This is a genomic window from Marinomonas sp. SBI8L (genome assembly GCF_001624705.1).
GTDB lineage: Bacteria > Pseudomonadota > Gammaproteobacteria > Pseudomonadales > Marinomonadaceae > Marinomonas.
On sequence record NZ_JSEO01000005.1, the window covers coordinates 115,263 to 137,705 of the forward strand.

Annotated in this window: 17 protein-coding genes; 10 read left to right on the forward strand and 7 right to left on the reverse strand. The window is 42.9% G+C overall.

Annotated elements, in window-relative coordinates; translation table 11 throughout:
- The first annotated feature begins 167 nt into the window (after window positions 1-167).
- Entirely contained in the window at window positions 168-2,123 is a 1,956-nt protein-coding gene (locus tag OA91_RS08925; protein ID WP_063337953.1) for a methyl-accepting chemotaxis protein, read from the forward strand.
- A gap of 417 nt (window positions 2,124-2,540) precedes the next feature.
- Window positions 2,541-5,759 carry an EAL domain-containing protein gene (locus tag OA91_RS08930; protein ID WP_157203813.1) on the forward strand — a complete coding sequence of 1,073 codons (3,219 nt, stop codon included), beginning with the start codon at window positions 2,541-2,543 and terminating at the stop codon, window positions 5,757-5,759.
- A 114-nt stretch (window positions 5,760-5,873) separates the two neighbouring features.
- Here the strand turns inward: OA91_RS08930 and OA91_RS08935 are convergent, their stop codons facing one another.
- Both OA91_RS08935 and OA91_RS08940 read right to left on the reverse strand, forming a co-directional pair.
- Window positions 5,874-6,452, reverse strand: a complete 579-nt coding sequence (locus OA91_RS08935; protein WP_063337955.1) for a HutD/Ves family protein — start codon at window positions 6,450-6,452, stop codon at window positions 5,874-5,876.
- Window positions 6,453-6,477: 25 nt separating this feature from the next.
- Window positions 6,478-7,854, reverse strand: coding sequence for a formimidoylglutamate deiminase (locus OA91_RS08940; protein ID WP_063337956.1), 1,377 nt, complete (start codon window positions 7,852-7,854; stop codon window positions 6,478-6,480).
- A 161-nt stretch (window positions 7,855-8,015) separates the two neighbouring features.
- Between OA91_RS08940 and hutC the strand changes: the two genes are divergently transcribed.
- From hutC to OA91_RS08975, 7 genes are all read left to right on the forward strand, one after another.
- A complete protein-coding gene (gene hutC / locus OA91_RS08945; RefSeq protein WP_046015827.1) occupies window positions 8,016-8,771 on the forward strand; it encodes a histidine utilization repressor in 756 nt (251 codons plus the stop codon).
- A gap of 193 nt (window positions 8,772-8,964) precedes the next feature.
- A complete protein-coding gene (gene hutU / locus OA91_RS08950) occupies window positions 8,965-10,659 on the forward strand; it encodes a urocanate hydratase (protein ID WP_063337957.1) in 1,695 nt (564 codons plus the stop codon).
- Between the two features lie 24 nt (window positions 10,660-10,683).
- The gene (gene hutH, locus OA91_RS08955; RefSeq protein ID WP_046015825.1) at window positions 10,684-12,237 is read left to right on the forward strand and encodes a histidine ammonia-lyase; all 1,554 of its coding nucleotides are present in this window, start codon (window positions 10,684-10,686) and stop codon (window positions 12,235-12,237) included.
- Between the two features lie 140 nt (window positions 12,238-12,377).
- Window positions 12,378-13,601: an imidazolonepropionase gene (hutI, locus tag OA91_RS08960; protein ID WP_063337958.1), complete on the forward strand. Its 1,224-nt coding sequence runs from the start codon at window positions 12,378-12,380 to the stop codon at window positions 13,599-13,601.
- Window positions 13,594-14,403, forward strand: a complete 810-nt coding sequence (hutG, locus tag OA91_RS08965; protein WP_063337959.1) for an N-formylglutamate deformylase — start codon at window positions 13,594-13,596, stop codon at window positions 14,401-14,403. Before hutI ends, hutG begins: the two co-directional genes overlap by 8 nt.
- 157 nt (window positions 14,404-14,560) lie before the next feature.
- Complete coding sequence (locus OA91_RS08970; RefSeq protein WP_063337960.1) at window positions 14,561-15,682, forward strand: AAA family ATPase; 1,122 nt, start codon at window positions 14,561-14,563, stop codon at window positions 15,680-15,682.
- Window positions 15,676-16,275, forward strand: coding sequence for a DUF4276 family protein (locus tag OA91_RS08975; RefSeq protein ID WP_063337961.1), 600 nt, complete (start codon window positions 15,676-15,678; stop codon window positions 16,273-16,275). The genes OA91_RS08970 and OA91_RS08975 overlap by 7 nt, the downstream gene beginning before the upstream one ends.
- A 251-nt stretch (window positions 16,276-16,526) precedes the next feature.
- Here the strand turns inward: OA91_RS08975 and OA91_RS08980 are convergent, their stop codons facing one another.
- From OA91_RS08980 to OA91_RS09000, 5 genes are all read right to left on the reverse strand, one after another.
- Complete coding sequence (locus OA91_RS08980; protein WP_063337962.1) at window positions 16,527-17,558, reverse strand: nickel/cobalt transporter; 1,032 nt, start codon at window positions 17,556-17,558, stop codon at window positions 16,527-16,529.
- A 90-nt stretch (window positions 17,559-17,648) separates the two neighbouring features.
- Window positions 17,649-18,284: a DUF1007 family protein gene (locus OA91_RS08985; protein WP_063337963.1), complete on the reverse strand. Its 636-nt coding sequence runs from the start codon at window positions 18,282-18,284 to the stop codon at window positions 17,649-17,651.
- A gap of 56 nt (window positions 18,285-18,340) precedes the next feature.
- A complete protein-coding gene (locus OA91_RS08990; protein ID WP_063337964.1) occupies window positions 18,341-19,423 on the reverse strand; it encodes a metal ABC transporter solute-binding protein, Zn/Mn family in 1,083 nt (360 codons plus the stop codon).
- The gene (locus OA91_RS08995; RefSeq protein ID WP_046015819.1) at window positions 19,420-20,331 is read right to left on the reverse strand and encodes a metal ABC transporter permease; all 912 of its coding nucleotides are present in this window, start codon (window positions 20,329-20,331) and stop codon (window positions 19,420-19,422) included. Before OA91_RS08995 ends, OA91_RS08990 begins: the two co-directional genes overlap by 4 nt.
- Entirely contained in the window at window positions 20,324-21,067 is a 744-nt protein-coding gene (locus tag OA91_RS09000) for a metal ABC transporter ATP-binding protein (RefSeq protein ID WP_063337965.1), read from the reverse strand. Before OA91_RS09000 ends, OA91_RS08995 begins: the two co-directional genes overlap by 8 nt.
- Window positions 21,068-21,316: 249 nt before the next feature.
- Between OA91_RS09000 and folE2 the strand changes: the two genes are divergently transcribed.
- On the forward strand, window positions 21,317-22,267 hold the full coding sequence (gene folE2, locus OA91_RS09005; protein WP_063337966.1) for a GTP cyclohydrolase FolE2: 951 nt from the start codon (window positions 21,317-21,319) through the stop codon (window positions 22,265-22,267).
- The last annotated feature ends 176 nt before the right edge of the window (window positions 22,268-22,443 follow it).

The window sequence follows — 22,443 nt, forward strand, 5'->3', positions numbered from 1 at the left end:
ATCAATCAATAACAGAGTTTATAGCCTATTTTTTTGTTACTAAAACCGGTAACTAAAAAACAATTAGTTACTTAATTAAGATTTGTTTTGCAATGGTTAACTAATATAGTCACTTTGAAATTACCCATTAAAAAACAATTACATTTTTACCTGTCCCTGGAGACCCAATGACTATTAAAACGCGATTTTTAATTGCCCTCATTGCCAGTGTTTTATTACCTGTTACCATTATTTCTGCGCTTGTAATTAATAATGTTAGAGATAATGCACTTGAAACATTTCAAAACAATAGCCAAGCTGAAATTGCCCATATAGATACGGCTTTTAGTCTTTATTTAAATGGCCTAGCAGAAGACGCCAGCTATCTCGCTAACAGTGAAACCATACGTAACCTCGATACTAGTGTGGCCACTTATATGGGCAAACCTTCTGGCATGATGACACCAGATCAAAATTCAGAAGTGGAACAAGCCGCTTATCAAATGATGAAAGAGTTTGGTGAATCTCATCCTGATCTTGCTTATGTTTATTTAGGTATGGGGCATGGTGGTTATATCCAATGGCCAATTGGTACCAATGGAGAAGATTATGACCCAAGAGTACGCCCTTGGTATCAAGTATCTGTAAACTCTAACACCCCTGTTCGCGTGCCAGCTTATGCCGACCTTCAAACTAATACGCCTTTACAGGATTATCTCGTTAGATTCGAAGGCAAAAACGGTGCTTTTGGCGCTATTGGTGTGGACGTAACTCTTGGCAAACTAACTGACATGGTCAAGTCCGTTAAGTTTGGTCAAGAAGGCTATGTCATGCTGATTGAAGACACAGGTAAGGTACTTGCTGACCCTTCAAACCCAGAGAACAACTTTAAAGAGCTGACTGAAGTTAGCGCTTCCCATAAAACCCTTGCTGACAATGCATACGGCCTTTCTCATGTTGAGTTTGAAGGCGAGACTTGGTTTGCCAATAAATATGAGTCACCTGCTTTAGGCTGGAAGTTTATTGGTCTGGTACCAGCAAGCGAAGTGTATGCAAGTGCCAACAGCCTAACCCAATACATTATTATGATTGCCATCGTGATGGCGATTATCTTTACCCTTATTGGTTATGCCATTGTTGCCGTTGTTGCTAAACCTATGGCCATCATTACTAATGGCTTAGAAGATATTGCTTCTGGTGAAGGGGATCTTACCCGCCGTCTTGATATTGAATCTCAAGATGAGTCTGGCCACATGGCTAATGCCTTTAACCGCTTTGTGGAATCCATCAGCATCTTGGTTGGCAAGATTAAGAACTCAAGCCAAGGGGTTAAAGATATTGCACAACAATCTCGTGACCTTTCAACTCAATTGCATGATGTGGTGACACATCAAGTAAGTGCAACAGATATGGTATCGACCGCCTTTAACGAGATGGTAGCTACCGCAAACGAAGTTGCAACTAACTGTACTCAAGCTGCAGCGGCTGCGGATACTAGCCAAAAGCATGTTCAAGAAGGTAATCAGCTTATCCAGAAAACGGTGGATTCAGTTGGCCACTTAGAAACCGCTTTGAACGAATCTAACTCTGCGATGACAGTTCTGTCAGAAGAGTCGCAAAACATTACCACTATTTTGGATACTATTCGTGGCATTGCAGAGCAGACTAACTTACTTGCTCTTAACGCCGCCATTGAGGCAGCGCGCGCCGGTGAACAAGGTCGTGGATTTGCCGTGGTAGCCGATGAAGTAAGAACCTTAGCAGGCCGTACAGCAGAATCAACCGAAGAGATTGATCGTTTGTTGAGTCGCCTTCGAGGCCAAACTGAAAATGTGGCGGGCAAACTATCTGCCAGTATTAACCATGCATCCGAGACAGTTGAATCGACTCAAAAAACCAACACTGTGTTTGAAGCCATCATGGAATCTGTCGTTACCATACGTGATATGACAACTCAGATTGCAGCATCGGCAGAAGAACAACACCTAGTAGGTGAAGAGATCAACCGTAATATCATTGATATTCATGACGGAGCGACCAATGCTAAAGGCCTATCTGAGAATGTTGAAGAAACCGCAGAGCAGCTAACCGTATTGGCAACAGATCTTGAAAAGCTTGTTAGTGAGTTTAAATCTAACCACTAAGTAAGACAATTAAGATAAAAATTAAGCCCACTTGATATTTTCTCGTGGGCTTTTTATTGAATATAACTCAGTTAACTCTATATTTTCGCCCCATCACATCCGTAAAAATCAACAAAAAGACATTTAATTCAAGCCTCCCATTGATCTCCAGCTTTGTAACAAGACGTGAACACAACAGCCTGCATTTTCACCATTTTTTAGAGAAAGTCAGATCTAAATCACAGACTATGTAACTTTAGGTTAATTTACAGTAATTGAATGTATATGATTTTTGCCTAAACTCGCAAAATACAGTATCTTTGTTGGTTAATAAAAGGCTCAAGGCCTCTAATTTAAAGCATTTCAACTTATGTTTAGGAAGGTAAATAGCTCACTCCTCCTAGTATTTGGCGACACATTAACTAAGAGAATTTCATTTTGCATCTAATAAGTAGATATTTTAAATATTTTACGGTTTGCCTAATATTACTCTTAAGCTTTTCAACCCATGCGAATACTCGAGCTAAAAATATTCTCATTATTTTATCTTACTCTACAGATTTCCCTTCGTACCCTAGTATTACTAAAGCCTTTAGCCAATCTTTAAGCCAACATAATCTCAGCTACGAATATTTAAACAGTAAGAACAATTGGTCTCACGATTATCAGGCTTTAATGGGAGATTTCTTATCTAAAAAACAAGCGCTCTCAAATGAAAAAATCGACCTTATCATTAGTGTCGATGACAATGCCTTAGACTTTGTGAGAAAGAACCACACCAGCCTATATCAAGATATCCCTGTTGTTTTTATGGGAGTAAATGATGTTAGCAAGCTCAATTGGGCGAAAGATCAAACCTTCTTTACGGGCTTTTACGAAGCGCCTTCATTTAAAGAAAACCTACTTTATGCTCAAGGTTTATTCCCTGATAGTAATACCATACACCTGATAAACGATGCTTCGACAAGTAGCCGTGCCAATACCAAACAACTAATAAAAGCGGCCAGTTCACTCAACCTAGACAAACACTTAAATCTAATATCACTTGAAGACCTAAACTGGAAACAATTCGAACAAAGCCTCGCCTTATTACCCGAAAATGAACCCATTGTTTTAGTCTCAGTCTTTGTTGATAAAAATGGTGAAAGAAAAAGCTATTTTCAGGGCTTAAACAGCATTATTGATAACAGTGACTCTCCCATCATCACCTTTTGGTCACATGGGCTAGGTAAAGGGATTTTAGGCGGGCATATGATTAATCCGGCCAAGCATGCCCAAGCTGCTGCCGATTATGCAAAAGTCATCTTAGAGGGTAACAGCCTGTCCTTACTCCCTATTATTTATAACAGCCCTAATAGCAACGAATTTGATTTAAAACAGCTCGATAAACACCAAATAGAGTTATCTCAATTACCTGCGGACACCAGCTTTATCAACCCAACAAAGTCTTTACTTAATAATCTTTGGGTCATTATCTTACTCATCAGCATTATTGTGATTTGTCTAATCGTTGCTGTTACCTATCTTACCTTACAGGTACGTCGACGCACCCAAGCAGAGGCAGACTTGCTACAGGAAAAGGCCCTACTAGCTGGCATCATAAATACCATCCCAGATCATATTGTTTATAAAGATAAAGACTACCGTTACCAGGTTTCCAATTCAGCATTTGAGAACTTTGTACAACTATCAAAGAGTAAGTTAATCGGCCATACAGACCATGACCTATTTGAAAACAAGATTATCTCCTTGTTCCACCCTATGGATAGCAAGGTAGTACAAACAGGCAAGGAATTACGCTGCACCGAATATATAGCGCTTGAACAAGGTGACAGTGCTATTTTGGATATTATCAAAACCCCTTTTTACAATAATAAGGGCGTACTCACTGGCATTATCAGCATTGCGAGGGATATTTCTCAATCCTATAAACAACAAGAAGAAAACAGACTATTAGCGACCTTTTTTAAACAGTCCTCTGAAGGCATGGTCATTGTTAGCAAACGGGGACGGATTTTAACGGTTAACCCAGCACTCATTAGCATGACGGGCTTTAGTGCAGAACAACTGATAGGCAGCAGCTTTCGTAAAGTGCTAGCAAACTCTTCCTATAAAGCCTATCGCAATATGAGTATCGATCTGAAGAATGTCGGTAAGTGGCAAGGTGAAATGGAATACATTACCTTAACCCAGCAATCTCAGCCTGGCTGGGTCATAGCGACCAGTGTATTAGACGAAATGGGGCAAATCAGCCACTTTGTTGCCTCTTTCTCAGACATTAGCAAGCTAAAACGTTCTCAAAGTAAATTACAACATTTGGCTCATCACGACTCCTTAACCGGCCTGCCAAACAGAACCTTCTTAACTCAAAAACTTTCCGGCATGATCAGCCAAGCAAGAAAGAACGAAAAACAGCTTGCCGTCGCCTTTTTAGACCTAGATAGATTCAAAAATATCAACGACACCTTAGGTCATATGTTTGGCGACAAGCTACTAAGGGTTATTGCCAGACGCATGTATAACCAACTAGAAGAAAATGAAGTTGTCGCTCGAATTGGCGGTGATGAATTTATCTTAATCCTAGACCCAAGTGATGGCTTGGAAGCCCTAGGGACCAGACTAGATCTGCTCAATCAAAAGATCCAAGAAATGGTTTACCTAGATGGCAAAGAAATCATGACTTGCGCCAGTATTGGTGTCAGCCTTTATCCACAAGATGGCACCAGCTCAGAGCTATTATTCCAGCATGCAGACACCGCCCTATACAGCGCCAAAGAAGCGGGCCGTGCTATGCATAAATTTTATGCCAGTGCTTTGACAATACAAGCACAAGAAAGACTGACAATTGAGAGTCACCTAGCTAAGGCTCTCGAATATAAAGAAATGACCTTGGCTTACCAGCCAATCTATGACTTTAGACAACAGAAGTTTGTGAAGGTAGAAGCCCTTCTACGTTGGCAAACACCTAAGCTTGGGCAGGTTTCACCAGACAAGTTCATTCCTATCGCAGAAGAAACTGGCGGCATTCTCAACATAGGTAACTGGGTATTAGAAACGGCCTGTCGCACCATGGTGCAATGGCAGCAAAGAAGTTGTCAGATACAAAGAATTGCGGTCAATGTCTCGCGCATTCAAATCGCACGACAAAACATGTTTGAGACAGTTAAAGAGATTCTGCAACAAACTAAGTGTAAGCCTCAATGGATAGAAATTGAGGTTACGGAAAGTGCCATCATGAACTTATCAAAAGATGGGCTTAAGCAACTTACTCAGTTAAAAGAGTTCGGAGTGTCTATCTCTATCGATGACTTTGGCACTGGCCAATCTTCTCTCTCATCCCTGAAGACCTTGCCCGTAAGCACCTTAAAAATTGATAAATCCTTTGTGCAAGATATGCCAGAGAATAACAATGATGTGGAAATCGCACGCCTAATTCTACAAATGTCCAAGGTCTTAAATGTGAGATCTGTGGCGGAAGGGGTAGAAACAGCAGAACAAGCGCAGGTGCTTAAAAACATGGGCTGTGATCTTTGCCAAGGTTACTTATTCAGCAAGCCGCTCACCGAAGAAGCGTTAGCCGCTTTTATTAATCATCCCAGTTGGCTACAGGAAAAAGCCATTCAAGCGGTGTCTGAAAACCTAGATTACTCTTACTGATATTTTCATCTTTTCTCTAAATAGAAGGCCCTTAATGGGCTTTCTATTTATCTTTCCCTCATTACAATGCTTTAACCGCAACAGTCTAATCACAATAGCCATCAGCAAGGGATATCAAAGATCGCTAATTTCGATCAGCACACCTTCACCTTTGCGCAAGTGGTAACGCGTGTTCTTATCCATAATCAAGAAACTATCCTTAGGCATAATCAAATCTTTCGCCCCTTGATCGACTGAGATATTCGATACCTGATTCGCATAAAAATAAGTTTGTTGGCCGGGCTTACTCAAAGCATCACATGGGGCATATAAAGCCTGAACAAGTGCTTTGGTATCAGAGCGTCGCACCATGATGTTTAAGTCTTCAATAGGCCCATCGAGCAACTCTGAGGTAGTCATATCACCACCATAAAAAGTCGCTATATCCAAATCATGCAATAAGTCATCATGGGTCACATGGCCTTGCTCTGATTGATGCTCTAAACGCATTCCCTTACCTGCTATCAAGACTAGATGACGCTCTAAACCTGAGAAGTCCGAAAATACACCCGAGTCAGAGACAGCCGCCTGACTAATACGAAATTTCACGCCTTTCTCATCTTCAAGCTTAAGCAGCTCTAAGGTTTCACCCTTGCCATTTTTCCAAGGCATACGGTGAAATTGCGCCTGAATAATCAATGTTTCTTGAGACATAAATGAGTTCCTATTTAACGCCTATTTAGTTAAAAAGTCGTTTTAACAAGGCGGTAAATTCAAGGTTTGATTGGGCTTCAGCCTGATGTTTAAAATCATTGATGACCTGATTACCCGCCACATACACATGACGAATCAGGTTCTCATTAGTAGCAAATAACCAGCGATTAAGCAGGTCTTCATTCTTACTTGCTGAAATAAAAGGATGGCGATTATCCAACACCATAAAGTCTGCTCTATTGCCTATTTCTAGCCCTAAATTTACCTGACAAGCTTGATTACCCCCTTGTCTAGCCGCTTGAAACAGGTAATCCCCCACATGGTGCTCACCCTCTTTATAAAGACGATTACGCTGCTCGTCTCTAAAGCGTTGGCTATATTCCAATGTTCTCAGCTCTTCCACTAAAGAGAGGCTAACATGGCTATCTGAACCTATACCCCAACGTCCACCTTGAGCGATATAGTCCACCCCAGGGAAAATACCATCACCTAAATTGGCTTCTGTTGTTGGACATAAGCCAGCTACAGCGCCAGATTTTGCTATGGCTGTTACTTCATTTTGATCAAGATGAGTCGCATGTACTAAACACCAACGCTCATCCAAACCTATCTCATTAGCAAGCCACTGCACAGGGCGCTGGCCACTAAAATTAATACTGTCTCGCACTTCTTTTTGCTGCTCAGCAATATGAATATGGATAGGCATTGTCTTATTAGAAGCCCGACCCAATTCGGCCAACACCTCTTGAATTTGTCCTTGAGTCACGGCACGAAGAGAGTGAAAGCAAACCCCCATCTTATGCAATTTATGGCCAGCTAGAGAGTCTTGGCTTGCTTGATGTAAAGCCAAATACTGCTCTGTACTATTAATAAAACGGGCTTGACCTTCATTTGGCGCTTGGCCACCAAAGCCAGAATGGCTATAAAGTACTGGCAATAGGGTGACACCAAGCCCTGCTTGATCACCAGCCCGAGCTAGCTGTAATCCCATTTCATTTAACTGATGATAGGTCTGCCCTTTTGGGTCATGGTGCAAATAATTAAACTCTGCCACCTGGGTGTAACCTACCTTCAACATATCAATATAAAGCTGAGTCGCAATAATGCGCACATCATCAGGGGTGAGTTTATGTACCATCTTGTACATAAGGTCACGCCAGCTCCAAAAACTGTCATTGGGGTTCAAGCTCACTTCTGCCATACCCGCCATAGCGCGCTGAAAAGCATGGGAATGAAGGTTTGCTAGGCTAGGTAAAGTGGGACCAGAAAGCAGAGTCGCACCTTCTGGGTTCGCATCACTACTTAGGCTCTGAATCAGGCCATTTTCTACTTCAATTCGGACATTTGTTTTCCAACCTTGGGGAAATAAAGCCTGTTCGGCAAAGTAGACTTGGCGTGTCATCAGGGTCTCCAGCATCAATTTATGAGTCGTTTTCAGTGTAGCGGAAACAAACTTGTCTATACAAGTATAATTTTACCCTATACCAGTTTTTAAATATCTGGGTATAATTCAAGCTAACATATTCATTCGCACAGCTTTTACGCAATTACTAAGGTTTAAACATGGTCGATACCGCCACCAGCATGATGGACAGCTTATCTAAGACAATCGAAGATTCGCCCGCACCTATTTATGCCAGAGTTAAGCAGGCTATCTGCCAAAAGATTAATAGCGGCGAATGGCAGGCTGACCAAAGGGTTCCCTCTGAATCAGAAATGGTAAAAGCGCTGAGTGTTAGCCGCATGACAGTGAACCGTGCCCTGCGTGAACTCACGGACGAAGGCATACTGGTAAGGCAACAAGGTGTCGGCACCTTTGTGGCACAAAAAAAGGCTCATTCAGCACTATTTGAAGTGCATAACATTGCCGATGAAATCGCTGCCCGTGGCCACACACATAAGGCGCAACTCATTGAAATAACACGCGCTAAAGCCAATATGGAAGAGGCGATGAACCTAGGAGTACGCACTAATCACAGTATTTTTCGCGCCACTATTTTGCACTTTGAGAATGAACTTCCTATTCAGATAGAAGAAAGGGTCGTTAACGCCAGTTTAGCGCCAGACTATGATAAACAAGACTTCCAACTGAATACGGCTTACGATTACCTTATGAAAGTAGCCCCAATGACAGAAGGTGAGCACCTAGTTGAAGCTGTCATAGCAACCCCATCTGAGTGTGAGTTATTAGGTATCAATGCCAGTGAACCTTGCTTGCAAATTAAGCGTCGCACCTGGTCAAAAGATAAACTTGTCACCACTGCTAGACTTTTATCTCCTGGCTCCCGTTTCCAATTATTCGGTCATTTTGGTCGCTAAGCGTATTTTAAGCGGTTAAATTTCTCTTACTAATCAGGCATTTGAATCCCTTATATTAAGCAACAAAAGACAAGCAAGATTATTCAGTCTTGCTTTTTTTTCGCTTTTTTTTAAGAGAGGGTATTGCGCTCTCTAGGCTTTGCTCTTATTGTTTATAACAACTTGTATAGACATGTATGTAGGTGAGATAAAAATGACTGAACAAAATCGCTTTCGTGCTGGCACTGTTAAAGCAGCAACAGGAACAGAACTAACCGCTAAATCTTGGCTAACTGAAGCGCCTATGCGCATGTTAATGAACAACCTAGATCCTGAGGTTGCTGAAAACCCAGAAGAACTGGTTGTTTACGGCGGCATTGGCCGTGCAGCTCGCAACTGGGAGTGCTATGACAAGATTGTTGAGTCACTCACCGATCTAGAAGAAGATCAAACCTTACTTGTACAGTCAGGTAAGCCTGTTGGTGTTTTCCAAACACACAAAAATGCCCCTAGAGTGCTGATTGCAAACTCAAACCTAGTACCACACTGGGCAAACTGGGAGCATTTCAACGAGCTAGATGCCAAAGGTTTGGCTATGTATGGCCAAATGACAGCTGGCTCTTGGATCTATATTGGTAGCCAAGGCATAGTCCAAGGGACTTACGAGACGTTTGTTGAAGCGGGTCGTCAACACTACAATGGCGAACTTGCAGGCCGTTGGGTTCTGACCGCAGGTCTTGGTGGCATGGGTGGCGCTCAGCCATTGGCCGCAACCCTAGCAGGCGCTTGCTCTCTTAATATCGAATGCCAACAAAGCCGTATCGACTTCCGTCTAAACACTCGTTACCTAGATGAGCAAGCAACAGATCTAGACGACGCACTTGCTCGCATCAAAAAATACACAGACTTAGGCGAAGCTCGCTCTATTGGTTTATGTGCCAATGCGGCTGATGTACTGCCTGAACTTGTTCGTCGTGGTGTTCGCCCTGACATGGTGACAGACCAAACCTCAGCCCATGACCCACTAAACGGTTACCTGCCACAAAACATGAGCTGGGAAACTTACCGTGAACAAGCGGTTAGCGCACCAGAAGCAACCGTAAAAGCGGCGAAAGTCTCTATGGCTGAACACGTTAAAGCCATGCTTGCTTTCCAAGAAATGGGCATTCCTACTTTTGACTATGGTAACAACATCCGCCAAATGGCTTTGGAAGAAGGGGTAGATAATGCCTTTGATTTCCCTGGTTTTGTTCCTGCTTATATTCGCCCTCTTTTCTGTCGTGGTGTTGGTCCTTTCCGTTGGGCAGCACTGTCTGGTAACCCAGAAGACATCTATAAGACAGATGCTAAGGTAAAAGAATTAATTGCTGATGATGCTCATCTTCATAACTGGTTAGACATGGCCCGCGAGCGTATTCAGTTCCAAGGCTTACCAGCACGTATTTGTTGGGTAGGTCTTGGTCAAAGAGCAAAACTCGGGCTAGCCTTTAATGAAATGGTACGCTCTGGTGAATTATCAGCACCGGTTGTTATCGGTCGTGATCACCTAGATTCTGGCTCAGTTGCCAGCCCTAACCGTGAAACTGAAGCCATGCAGGATGGTTCAGATGCCGTATCTGATTGGCCACTATTGAATGCTCTATTAAACACAGCATCTGGTGCAACTTGGGTTTCTTTACACCATGGTGGTGGCGTAGGCATGGGCTTCTCACAACACTCAGGCATGGTAATCGTGGCTGACGGTAGTGATGATGCAGCAGAACGTATTGCTCGTGTACTCACCAATGATCCGGGTACAGGTGTTATGCGCCACGCAGATGCAGGCTACGATATCGCCATCAACTGCGCCAAAGAACAAGGCTTGAACCTACCTATGGTTGAAGCAACACAAACAAATAAAACAAAATAATAAACCTTGCGGAGAAGCAAATTCATGTTTGAATTTACCCTAATTCCAGGAAAGATCACCCTGGCAGACCTACGCCAGATCAGCCGTCGCCACGTCAAGATTACCCTTGACCAAAGCGCTGTTGCAGACATTCACGCCAGCACTCAGGTTGTGAATGATGTAATCGCTGAAGACCGCACTGTTTATGGTATCAATACTGGGTTTGGTCTATTGGCCAATACCCGTATTGCCGCCGAAGACTTAGAAGAACTACAACGCAGTATTGTCCTATCCCATGCCGCTGGCATTGGCGAGCTAATGGACGATGCGACGGTCAAAATGATCATGGCGCTTAAGGTGAATAGCCTAGCGCGTGGTTTCTCTGGTATTCGTTTATCTGTGATTGAAGCCCTTATCACCCTGATCAACAAAGAAGTTTACCCATGCATTCCACAAAAAGGTTCTGTGGGCGCATCGGGTGACTTAGCGCCTTTGGCTCATATGAGCGCTGTATTATTAGGTGAAGGCCAAGCTCGCTATAAAGGTGAAGTCTTGTCAGGCCAAGCTGCCCTTGCCATTGCAGGTCTAGAGCCAATTACCTTGGCACCAAAAGAAGGTCTAGCATTGCTTAATGGTACTCAAGCATCAACAGCCTTTGCATTAGAAGGTTTGTTCCATGCAGAAGACCTATACGCGTCTGCCATTGTGTGTGGTTCCCTGTCTGTTGAAGCAGCCCTAGGTAGCCGTCGTCCATTCGACGATAGAATCCATCAAGTGCGTGGCCACCAAACACAAATTGATGCCGCTGCGGCTTATCGTCATCTACTGACTGATCGCAGTGATTTGGGCGAATCTCATGTTGGTTGCGAGAAAGTACAAGACCCTTATTCACTTCGTTGCCAGCCACAAGTGATGGGAGCCTGCCTAGACCAGATCCGTAATTCAGCAAACACACTTTTGGTTGAAGCTAACTCGGTATCCGATAACCCATTAGTCTTTGCAGCTGAAGGGGACATCATTTCTGGTGGTAACTTCCACGCAGAACCTGTGGCATTTGCAGCGGATAACCTAGCCCTAGCAATTTCTGAAATCGGCAGTTTGTCAGAACGTCGTATGGCACTTCTGATCGACAGCAGCTTGAGCAAGCTACCCCCTTTCCTTGTTGATAATGGCGGTGTTAACTCTGGCTTTATGATTGCTCAAGTCACCGCAGCAGCGCTTGCCAGTGAAAACAAAACCTTTGCTCATCCAGGCTCTGTAGATAGTTTACCAACATCCGCTAACCAAGAAGACCATGTTTCTATGGCAACCTTTGCGGCACGTCGCCTAAAAGATATGTCAGAAAATACCCGTGGTATCTTGGCCGTTGAAATTCTGTCTGCAGCACAAGGCCTAGACTTCCGTGCACCACTTAAGTCCACTGAATTACTTGAGCAGGCGAAAGCAGAATTAAGAGCCCGTGTGCCTTTTTATGATAAAGACAGATACTTTGCGGCTGACATTGAAAAAGCCAATGACCTACTAGCAGAAGCGGTACACAATAGCTTGATGCCAGCAGGTCTACTACCAAGCTGTGGCCCGACACCTGCAAATGCCTAGGCTATGCATAAACAGTGTCATTAGGGCGAAGTAATACCCAGCCCAGCTAGCAAAAAAATAGGCCAGACTTTTAAAGTACTGGCCTATCTTTTTATAACAGGCCTCAACATTAGGCCTAACAATAACAACAAGGGGTTGTCATGACTCAGGCATTCAAATTCGATTCTCTTTGGCATGGTTTTCACCTTACCACCATGCATCAAGGCCAGTATCACAACATAGAAGACGCTGCGATTGGCGTCGTCGGTGAACACATAGCTTGGATAGGAAAGCATGCCGACCTCACAGATTACAGCAGTGATGAGAGCCATGATCTCGGTGGTGGTTGGGTCACACCCGGCTTAATAGATTGCCATACTCATCTCGTCTTTGGTGGTAATCGCGCCAATGAATTCGAGCAAAGACTCAACGGTGTCAGCTACCAAGACATCGCAGCCCAAGGTGGTGGTATCGCCTCTTCGGTAAAATCTACCCGAGAAGAAAGCCACCAAGAATTGTTTGAAAGTGGCAAACGCCGTCTTATTTCCCTGTTAAAAGATGGAGTCACTAGCCTAGAAATTAAGTCAGGTTATGGTCTTTCCCTAGAACATGAAGTGAAGATGTTGGAAGTCGCTAAAGAACTTGCAGAAGCCTTCCCCGTTGATATCAAAACCACCTGTCTCGCAGCCCATGCGTTACCACCGGAATACAAAGGCCGCAGTGATGATTACATAGAGCACTTATGTTCAGAAGTCCTGCCTAAAATCGCAGAATTAGGCATAGCCGATGCGGTTGATGCATTTTGTGAAGGCATAGGCTTTAATCCAGCTCAGGTTGAGAAATACTTCAAAGTTGCTCAAGCGTTAGGCTTACCCGTAAAACTCCATGCGGAGCAACTCTCTTCCCTAGGTGGCACCACATTGGCAGCGCGTTATCAGGCATTATCTGCGGATCATCTAGAGTTTATTACTGAAGATGATGTGGCCGCCATGGCAGAATCAGGCACAGTCGCTGTCATTTTACCCGGCGCTTATTTCACCCTCAAAGAAACACAAAAGCCGCCAATTGATTTATTACGCCGTTACAAAGTCCCTATGGCAATCGCCACAGATGCAAACCCAGGCACTTCACCAGCCCTGTCTTTGCGCCTTATGATGAATATGGCCTGCACCCTGTTTGGTCTCACACCAGAAGAAGCCCTCGCCGGCACAACCATACATGCGGCTAAGGCACTTGGTTTAGCAGAAAGTCATGGCGAACTTGCTGTGGGCAAACTGGCTGACTTTGTTTGCTGGGATGTGGAGAGCCCTGGTGAGCTAAGTTATTGGTTAGGTGGTAACCTGATGAAATCTCGCATTAAATCTGGAGCCCTTGCTAATGTCTAAGATTGCTAACCCCTTTAACTTTCATCAAGGCGAAAGCCCTATCTTGGTGAGCATGCCTCACTCTGGACTTGCCTTGTTAGATCATATGCAAGAGACCTTAAGCGAAGCGGCTAAACCTTTACCTGATACTGACTGGTATATCCCTGAGCTTTACGACTTTCTGGCCGAATTAGATGTCACTGTGATCAGTGCAAACTACTCACGCTATGTGGTGGACCTAAACCGTCCAGTGGATGACAAACCTTTATACAGCACTAAAACAACAGGCCTTTTTCCTGATATTTTATTTGCTGATGAACCCGTCTTTTTACAAGGTAAAAACCACACAGATAGTTTAAAGGCGCAAATCAAAGAGGATATTTGGCAAGCCTATCACGGTAAAATTGCTAAAGAGCTTGAACGCATAAAAGCCAAGTTTGGTTATGCTATTTTGTTTGATGCACACAGTATTGCGGCACAAGTGCCCATGCTATTTGAAGGCACCTTGCCTGACTTTAACTTTGGTAATAATGATGGTGCCGCTTGCGATGTAAGGCTTTTGACTCAGCTAGATGAGATCATTGCTGAAACAGACTATAGCCATGTCGCTAATGGTCGCTTTAAAGGAGGCTATATTACTCGCTCCTTTGGTCAGCCAGAACAAGGTATTCACGCAATTCAATTGGAACTATCTCAAGCAACCTACCTAGATGATGCGCTTTTCAAAGAAGGGATTTACCAACTGGATGAAGAGAAGAAAAAGAAAGTCAGCTCAGTACTAAAGCTACTGATCGAGTACTTACTAACTCAGAACAAACCTTAATTTGCATTTTAACTCCTACATGATTCTTAGATATTCATATAGGAGTTATGTTAAAGCTATAGATTACATTTAAAGAAGTGGACTGTAATGTTATAAATAGGTACAAATATATTAATCTGGCAAAGACAATAATGACAATTCATAACAAGGTGATTTCATGAATACCCTTAACATATCGCACCTTGCCAAAATAAAGATAAAAGGGTTCAAATCTATACTAAGTCAAGAGCTAGAGTTTGGCCCTTTGTCCATTTTAATTGGCGCAAACGGTGCAGGTAAATCTAATCTCATATCACTTTTCACATTCTTAAGACACCTTTCAGAAGGTAAATTACAAAACTACGTTGAACAAAATGGCTTCGCTAGCAACTTTTTCCATTTTGGGCCGAAGCATACAAATAGAATTCACTTAGATATTAAAATTGGAGCTAACTCTTATAATGCTGATTTAGAGTATGCCCCTTACTTCGACTCTCTTACTTTTTCTCAGGAACATTGTACTTACGAAGGATCTAAAAAAACTTTTTCTATAAAGGGCTCAAAAGGTGAAAGCGGTCTATTACCAGGGAGCAATGTTGACAGTGAATATGTGAGTAAATATACCAGAGCATATTTGAATCAATGTAGAGTTTATCACTTCCACGACACAGGCCCAACAGCCGCATTTAAACGAGCTTCAGATTTAAATGCTATAGATTACTTATACTCAGATGCGGGTAACATTGCAGCATTTCTTTATTATCTTAAAAATTCCTCAGACAGTGATTGTATAAAAAGTTATCGAAAGATAATAAAAGCGATTCAAACTGTTGCCCCTTTTTTCCATGATTTTTACCTCGAGCCATTAGGACCAGAGGGAAATAAGAAAATCATTTTAAAATGGATCCATAAAGAACACGAGGACCCATTTTCAGCAAATCAGCTATCTGACGGAACAGCTCGCTTTATTTGTATGGTTACTCTTTTTCTTCAACCTGAATTTTTCCGCCCTAAAACAATTGTTTTAGATGAACCAGAACTAGGCTTACACCCAGCTTCTCTAGAAGTACTTGCAGATATTGTTAAACATACCTCAAAAAGCTGTCAGGTCATTTGTTCAACTCAATCTGTTACTTTTGCAAATCAATTTGCTCCTGAAAACTTCATTGTTGTTGATCAAAAAAAAGGGGTCTCAAGTTATAAACGGCTCAATCCAAAAGACTTAGAAGCATGGCTAGAAGAGTATGATATGGGAGATATTTGGAATAAAAATCTAATCGGGGGACGTCCTGAATGGTAAGGCTTGCAATTTCTGTTGAAGGAACAACAGAAGAAAAATTCGTGTCTCAAGTATTAATGCCTTATTTAATGTCGCACAATATTTACGCTACACCGATATCTCTAAAAGGAAACGTAAGCATTGATCGTATTGCTAATGAGATAAATAAACTCGCGCACAACTATGATTATGTAACGTCATTATATGATTTTTATGGCTTTAAAAGGAAAGAAGTTCAGGAAACAAAACAATCTCTAGAGAACAGAATTAAAGCCTCCATCAATCCTGATATTGCACATAAAGTCATACCCTACGTGCAGATGTATGAGTTTGAAGGAATTTTATTTTCCTGCCCCCAAACATTATCAATTGAGCTCATAGATGAGACACTTGAACATTGGGCAAATAACATTCTAAAAGAATTTAATTATAATCCTGAAGCAATTAACAATTCACCTCAAACAGCCCCATCTAAACGCCTAGAAAAAGATACTGATTATAGCAAAGTCATTGATGGCCCAAATATTGCCGAAGCTATAGGCGTTAATAAACTAAGAGAAATGTGCTCTGGCTTTGATGCTTGGATAGCATCTTTAGAAAATATAAAAGCTTGATCAAGGAAAAAAGAAAGTCAGCCCACAACTTAAACGCCTCATAGAAGCCTTAATTGCTGTGGGCCAACCCTAGAGCAAAGAATATTGGAAACCTTTCAAGAGAGGGATTCAAAAGAGCTCAGGCTTTTGAACTTTTTCTTGAAGGCCACCCCAATAAAAAGGGAACGCTCTCATTAGCAGGTCCTGCTAAAACTTTTAAACGGGCTTAACCTCCATCAAAGCGAGATTAAACCTATAAAACTAACCAAGCCTTACAACACTGGGGAGAATAAGAGACTTGTCCCCTGCATCATGATGACTCCCATAACACAAATAAAACTCGCTGCCCCAAGCTTTAAAATGAGCTCTCGCCAATGAGAACCTTTGCTTGCAGGCTTTAAAAAGCGACGCAACAAAGCACCGCCCTTAATAGACACAAATGCTAAGAAAGAGATGGCCGCGCCAGTCCCCATGCCCATAGCAATAGCCCCTATCATCCCTAACCAATAAATCCCTAATGATTTAGCAAAAATCAGCACGAGTAAGGCGCCACTACAAGGGCGAATACCTATGCTCAAGACAATACCAAGATAGTCTTTAAGGTTTTTTGCCTGATCAATATCATCAGGGCTTGCATGATGTTTATGGCCGCAACCACAGGCATGGTCATGCTCATGGCTATGATCGTGATCCTGGCTATGGCTGTGACTATGCTCGTCATGACTATGGTCATGGCTGTGATCATGTTCATGGCTGTGATCATGTTCATGACTGTGTTCATGGTTATGGGCTTTAGCGTTCGCTTTTTGCTTGAGAAAGTCTCGAATACTTTTCCAAGCCAGATGCAAACCCAATAAAATCATGGCCACAAAACTCGCATCTATCAGATAACTCGCCTTGCTATTTACCTCTCGCATACTTGTCTCTAAGACAAATAGCAATGCACTTACTAAAACGATCGCCACCAACGCCTGCAACAAGGCAGCACTGATAGAGAGTATTAAACTGGTTTTCACTTTCGTCGGGTGAGTACTTAAATAACTCACCATAATCACCTTGCCATGCCCAGGCCCTATGGCATGTAAAAAGCCATAACTGATACTGGCTGCAGACACATAAAACACAGCTTTTAATGGGTGTTCATGGGCCAAGCTAAGTAGCTGGCTAATACTGCGTGTTAGGTCTCTTTGCCAAGCTTGTAACTCAATAAATACATAGGGCATTAAAGGCCATACATAGAGATAAAAGCCACTGGCTAAAAGCAGTCCTAAACAGGCTAAAACATAAGGATAAAAGCGGGTCATACCATCACCCTTTTAGGCTGTCCTTTACCTACCCAATGGGTAAACATTTCACTCATCCTTTTCGTTACAGGATTGATAATCATGATGACGTTATTGACACGCAATCTGACTTTCTTGTGCAAAAACCGCCCCTAGCGTTAGGTCAGGGCTAGCATCTATCGGCATAGCCCAAGCTTGACTGATTTGCTCCATACTTGGCTCAGATTCCACTACCTGCCTTTTACACACACTGCTTAGAGCATCACTAAGCTGTAGGTCATTAGCGCTAGGCCAAGACATCTCAATGAAATAACTTGGATCAAACACCTGAATCCCCAATTCGCCTTGATCTAGCAACAAAGGTTCGTCAAAACCCAGATAAAAACTAAACACGACATCTATGCCATCTAGGGTGACTCGCTCTAAACTGGCATCTAAATTAGCTAAAACTTCTTTATTCCAACTCACTTGGGTAAAAAAAGAGTCACGCTTTAAATTATCAATCAGTCCTTTGGCGACCTGCTCAAGGCTGGTGACCTGTTCCTGCTTTTCTAAGTTTTTACCTTCTAAAAGATAAACCGATGTCATGGGATCAAAGCGCCAAACCATATTGATGCCGTAGACCTTTTTATCTTCGCCATCAACATAGGTTTGAACATCTATCCAAGCGTGAGGGTGGGCGTGTGCATATAAGGACATTAAGCCAAATACCAGAGGTAAAAAAACTAACTTAATTACTGATGACATACGCCTACCCTTTTGTTTTACGCTGAATTATTTCTTTCCCTTGTTATGGCTCAGCATTAATTGCTAAGCGCTTTAACTAGGGTACTTATATTATGTTCCATCATTTTAATATAAGTTCCTGCAGCTTGGTTAGGGCTAGACAAAGCATCGGCATAAAGCTCACCACCAATCTTGGCACCCGTTTCACGGGCAATCTGCTCAATTAGGCGAGAGTTAGAAACTTTCTCAACAAATACCGCTTGAATATCATCTTTGCGGATTTGCTTGATGATTTTCACCACGTCAGCTGCTGAAGCTTCTGCTTCTGTGCTCATACCTTGAGGGGCAGTAAAGTTAAAACCATACTCACGGGCCAGATAACCAAAAGCATCGTGTGAGGTAATCACATTGCGCTTATTCTCAGGCACTTGGCTCATTTTTTGAGCTAGGTCTTTCTCAAGGGCTTTAAGCGCCTTCACATAGTCCTTAGCATTTTGGTTGAATTCAGCCGCATGTTCAGGTGCCAGCTTAACGAGTGCTGCGCGAATATTCTCAACATACACAAGTACGTTAGTCACACTGTGCCAAGCATGTGGATCGAATTCCCCATGGTGATGATGGTGCTCATCTGCGTGGTGCGCTTCTTCATCGTCATGATGTTCTTCTTCATCATGGTGACCATCTTCGTCATGATGACCTTTTTCATCATGGTGCTCGTCTTCATCGTGATGACCTTCTTCATCATGATGCTCGTCTTCGTCATGATGCTCGTCTTCGTCGTGATGGCCTGCTTCTTCGTGGTGCTCATCTTCTTCACCAAGGTGAATCAGGTTTACTCCGTCAGTCGCAGCAATTTTGACACCTTTAAAACCAGCTGATTGCTCTAGTCGTTCCATCCAGCCTTCAAATCCTAGGCCATTTACAACCAATAAATCCGCTTCAGCCACAGCTTGAGCATCCATTGGCGAAGGTTGATAAACATGGGCATCACCATTAGCTTCAACCAAGTTAGTGAGACTAATATGCTCACCACCGACTTCTTGCACTAGGTCATTTAAGACACTAAAGCTGGTCACAACTTTAAGTTCAGCGGCCAAACCTAATGTCGGGATAGACAAGAGAGCAGACGCGAAAACATTTACCAGATATCTGGATTTCATGAGCACAGATCCTTATTAATAGAGGGTTGGGCCGGCCTTGCTAACACAGAGCAAAACAAGCCATTTAACGGGCTAAATAAAATTGAAAAGAGATAACAGATCACCAAAACAAGCACTATGCTTGGGCTAGTCGGCAAACCAAAATGGAAAGAAAGCAATAAGCCCGCCCAGCATGAGAGCGCACTCATTCCAATCGAAAGTAAAATAATCGGCTCTAAACGACGGGCCCAAAAACGAGCAATACAAGCAGGCAATATCATTAATCCCACCGCCATTAAGGTGCCAAGTGCGTGGAAACCAGCAACTAAATTGGCAACCACTAAAAACATGAAGGCTAGGTGAGCCCAATTACCGCTTTTACCAAAACTGGCTAAATAATCTGGATCTAACGAGCCAAGCACCAAGGGTCGATAAATAATCGCCAATACCACAAGGCTCACCACACAAGTCAGCTGTAATAGAATCAAAGCCACATTATCAAGGGCCAATGCGGTACCAAATAACACATGCAAAAGGTCGATGTTACTGCCCTTAGCCGAGATCAAAATCACACCTAATGCCAGAGAGCCTAAATAGAAGGCGGCTAACGTACTGTCTTCACTTGAATTAGTTTTAAGGGCTGTGGCACTGGATAACATGGCCACCAAAAGTCCTGCCATAAGACCACCCAGTGTCATGGCGATCACAGACAAACCACACAACAAATAAGCTATTGCGGCGCCTGGCAATATGGCGTGCGCCATGGCATCACCGGTCAAACTCAAGCGACGTAACATCAAAAACACACCAATAGGCGCGGACCCAATAGATAAGGTCACACATCCTAATAAGGCTCTAGCCATAAATTGATAATCTGTAAAAGGTGCAACTAACAATGTATTCAGGTTGAATGGAAACAGGTCAAGCATGATCTAAAAGGTCCAACCTCGAATCTGTCGTCACTTCTAATGGTGCTTGCTCTATCGCATTGTCATTCGATGCGTCTAACAGGGACTTACTATTACCCTGCAATAGACCACTCGGATGGAATAACAAACACTGATCAAAATGCTGTTTCACCAATTCAAGATCATGAATGGCAGCCACTATGGTTGCCCCTTGTTCTTGGCAATATTTAAGTTGTTCTAGCAAAACAGAAATGGTGGCTTCATCCACGCCATTAAAAGGCTCATCAAGCAATAACAATTTACTGGGTTGCAGCAACATGCGAGCAAACAAAGCCCTTTGCATCTGACCGCCTGACAGCTCACTCAGATGCACCTTGGTCATATCGCTCAAGCCCACTCTTTCTATGGCCTCATGCACTTCTTTGTCATAGTTTCGCATTGAGCGCCACCAGCCTGTCTGAGTCCAAAGGCCAGTGCTTACAAATTCTTTTAGATCAATCGGAAAGCCTTTTTCAATTCGCGCCTGTTGCGGTAAATAAGCAATATCATGGGAACGCACTACATCTAATTTCACACTACCACTTAGGGGTTTTACTAAACCCATAATGGTTTTAAGCAGGGTAGATTTACCCGAACCATTTAAGCCCACCAAGGCCAGCACATCTGAGTACTGTACTTCTACATTGATATCAGTCGCTAATGGGCTTTGAGCTTGATAACCAATGCTCAAGCCCTCCAAAGTGATCATGGCAGACATAATTTATAACAACCCAACATTTAAAAGGATGAGAACTAGGCTTAATAAAGCGAGCGGAACAAAGCGCGCAACAAAGCCAAGAGAGTAAAAAGGCATAATTTAATCATTCTAATTATTTACGTTATGATATAACATATCATTCAAGGTTTTATAAAGTAAACAATTAAAGTGACGCCCTTGCAGTAAGTCGCGACCAAAACAGCCATGCAAAGGCCTCAAAGTGAATAGATAAAATATTTAGGAGATACCTTGATCGATCAACTGCCTGATGTTGCACACACTCAAGTTAACAGTCAGCAACCCAAAATAAATTGGGTTGGCATGGACGACATTTATCTGCCTATTAGCTTAGAAGAAGCCGGAAAACAGCTACCTAGCCAAGCATGTGCCAGCATAGCGGTTGATCTACCCGGTGGAGAAAATGCAGCTAAGGGCATTCATATGTCACGCCTTTACTTTCTACTGAATGAACTCGCCCAGCAGCCACTCAAACCAGAAACGCTGAAACATTGTTTAGAGCAAGTACTGGCAAGCCACAGTGATTTGGACTCAAGTGTCGTTAGAATAGAACTTGCCTTTGACCTATTATGGCAACGCCCAGCACTGGTTAGTGGGAGCCCAGCGGGATGGCGTGCTTACCCTATGGTATTAAGCGCACAACTGAGTAAAGACTCGGGCTTTAGCTTGTCGTTACAAGCTGAGTTCCAATACTCGTCAACTTGCCCTTGTTCTGCCGCCCTTGTCAGAGAGACTTTGTCCAACCAGTTTAGCCAAAACTTTGCAGATCAAGAATCTATTCCGACTCAAGAAGTTGCGCAATGGCTTAAACAAAATGGCACCCTAGCGACACCTCATAGCCAACGCAGTTTAGCGCTTATCACCTTGCCACTTAACGAAGCAGCAGGCGCCTTCAATCTTGTAGCCTTGATCGAAGAAGTTGAAACTATTATCGCCACACCTGTGCAAACCAGTGTCAAACGAGCGGATGAACTTGCCTTCGCCGAACTCAATGGCAGCAATCTGATTTTTGTTGAAGATATCAGCCGTAAACTCGGCAAGGTATTAAAAGAAAAATATGAAGCGGTAGAAATTCAAGTAAGACACTTGGAAAGCCTACACGCCCATAACGCCTTTGCTCAGGTTTTACCTGATGTGAGCCAATCAGGTCTTAGGCCGCAATTTAAACAGGGTCCAAAATAAGAGGTTTCTCTAAGCAATACCTAAAAAGCCAGAGAATAGATAAGCAACCGCTAAGCAATCGCTAAAAAACAGATAACGAATAGATAAACAAAAGTTATCAGGGCTCAGGTACAATGAGCCCGTTTTTTAGTAGAGGTCATTTAACCAAGGCCGTTTAACAGTGCTATCTAAAAGAA

Coding starts and splice junctions, on each gene's coding strand:
- hutC (WP_046015827.1), top strand. CDS start 8,016: ATGGTCGATACCGCCACCAGCATGATGGACAGCTTATCTAAGACAATC.
- hutU (WP_063337957.1), top strand. CDS start 8,965: ATGACTGAACAAAATCGCTTTCGTGCTGGCACTGTTAAAGCAGCAACA.
- hutI (WP_063337958.1), top strand. CDS start 12,378: ATGACTCAGGCATTCAAATTCGATTCTCTTTGGCATGGTTTTCACCTT.
- OA91_RS08940 (WP_063337956.1), bottom strand. CDS start 7,854: ATGACACGCCAAGTCTACTTTGCCGAACAGGCTTTATTTCCCCAAGGT.
- OA91_RS08975 (WP_063337961.1), top strand. CDS start 15,676: ATGGTAAGGCTTGCAATTTCTGTTGAAGGAACAACAGAAGAAAAATTC.
- OA91_RS08990 (WP_063337964.1), bottom strand. CDS start 19,423: ATGAAATCCAGATATCTGGTAAATGTTTTCGCGTCTGCTCTCTTGTCT.
- OA91_RS08935 (WP_063337955.1), bottom strand. CDS start 6,452: ATGTCTCAAGAAACATTGATTATTCAGGCGCAATTTCACCGTATGCCT.
- OA91_RS08980 (WP_063337962.1), bottom strand. CDS start 17,558: ATGACCCGCTTTTATCCTTATGTTTTAGCCTGTTTAGGACTGCTTTTA.
- OA91_RS09000 (WP_063337965.1), bottom strand. CDS start 21,067: ATGTCTGCCATGATCACTTTGGAGGGCTTGAGCATTGGTTATCAAGCT.
- OA91_RS08970 (WP_063337960.1), top strand. CDS start 14,561: ATGAATACCCTTAACATATCGCACCTTGCCAAAATAAAGATAAAAGGG.
- OA91_RS08985 (WP_063337963.1), bottom strand. CDS start 18,284: ATGTCATCAGTAATTAAGTTAGTTTTTTTACCTCTGGTATTTGGCTTA.
- hutH (WP_046015825.1), top strand. CDS start 10,684: ATGTTTGAATTTACCCTAATTCCAGGAAAGATCACCCTGGCAGACCTA.
- OA91_RS08995 (WP_046015819.1), bottom strand. CDS start 20,331: ATGCTTGACCTGTTTCCATTCAACCTGAATACATTGTTAGTTGCACCT.
- hutG (WP_063337959.1), top strand. CDS start 13,594: ATGTCTAAGATTGCTAACCCCTTTAACTTTCATCAAGGCGAAAGCCCT.
- OA91_RS08925 (WP_063337953.1), top strand. CDS start 168: ATGACTATTAAAACGCGATTTTTAATTGCCCTCATTGCCAGTGTTTTA.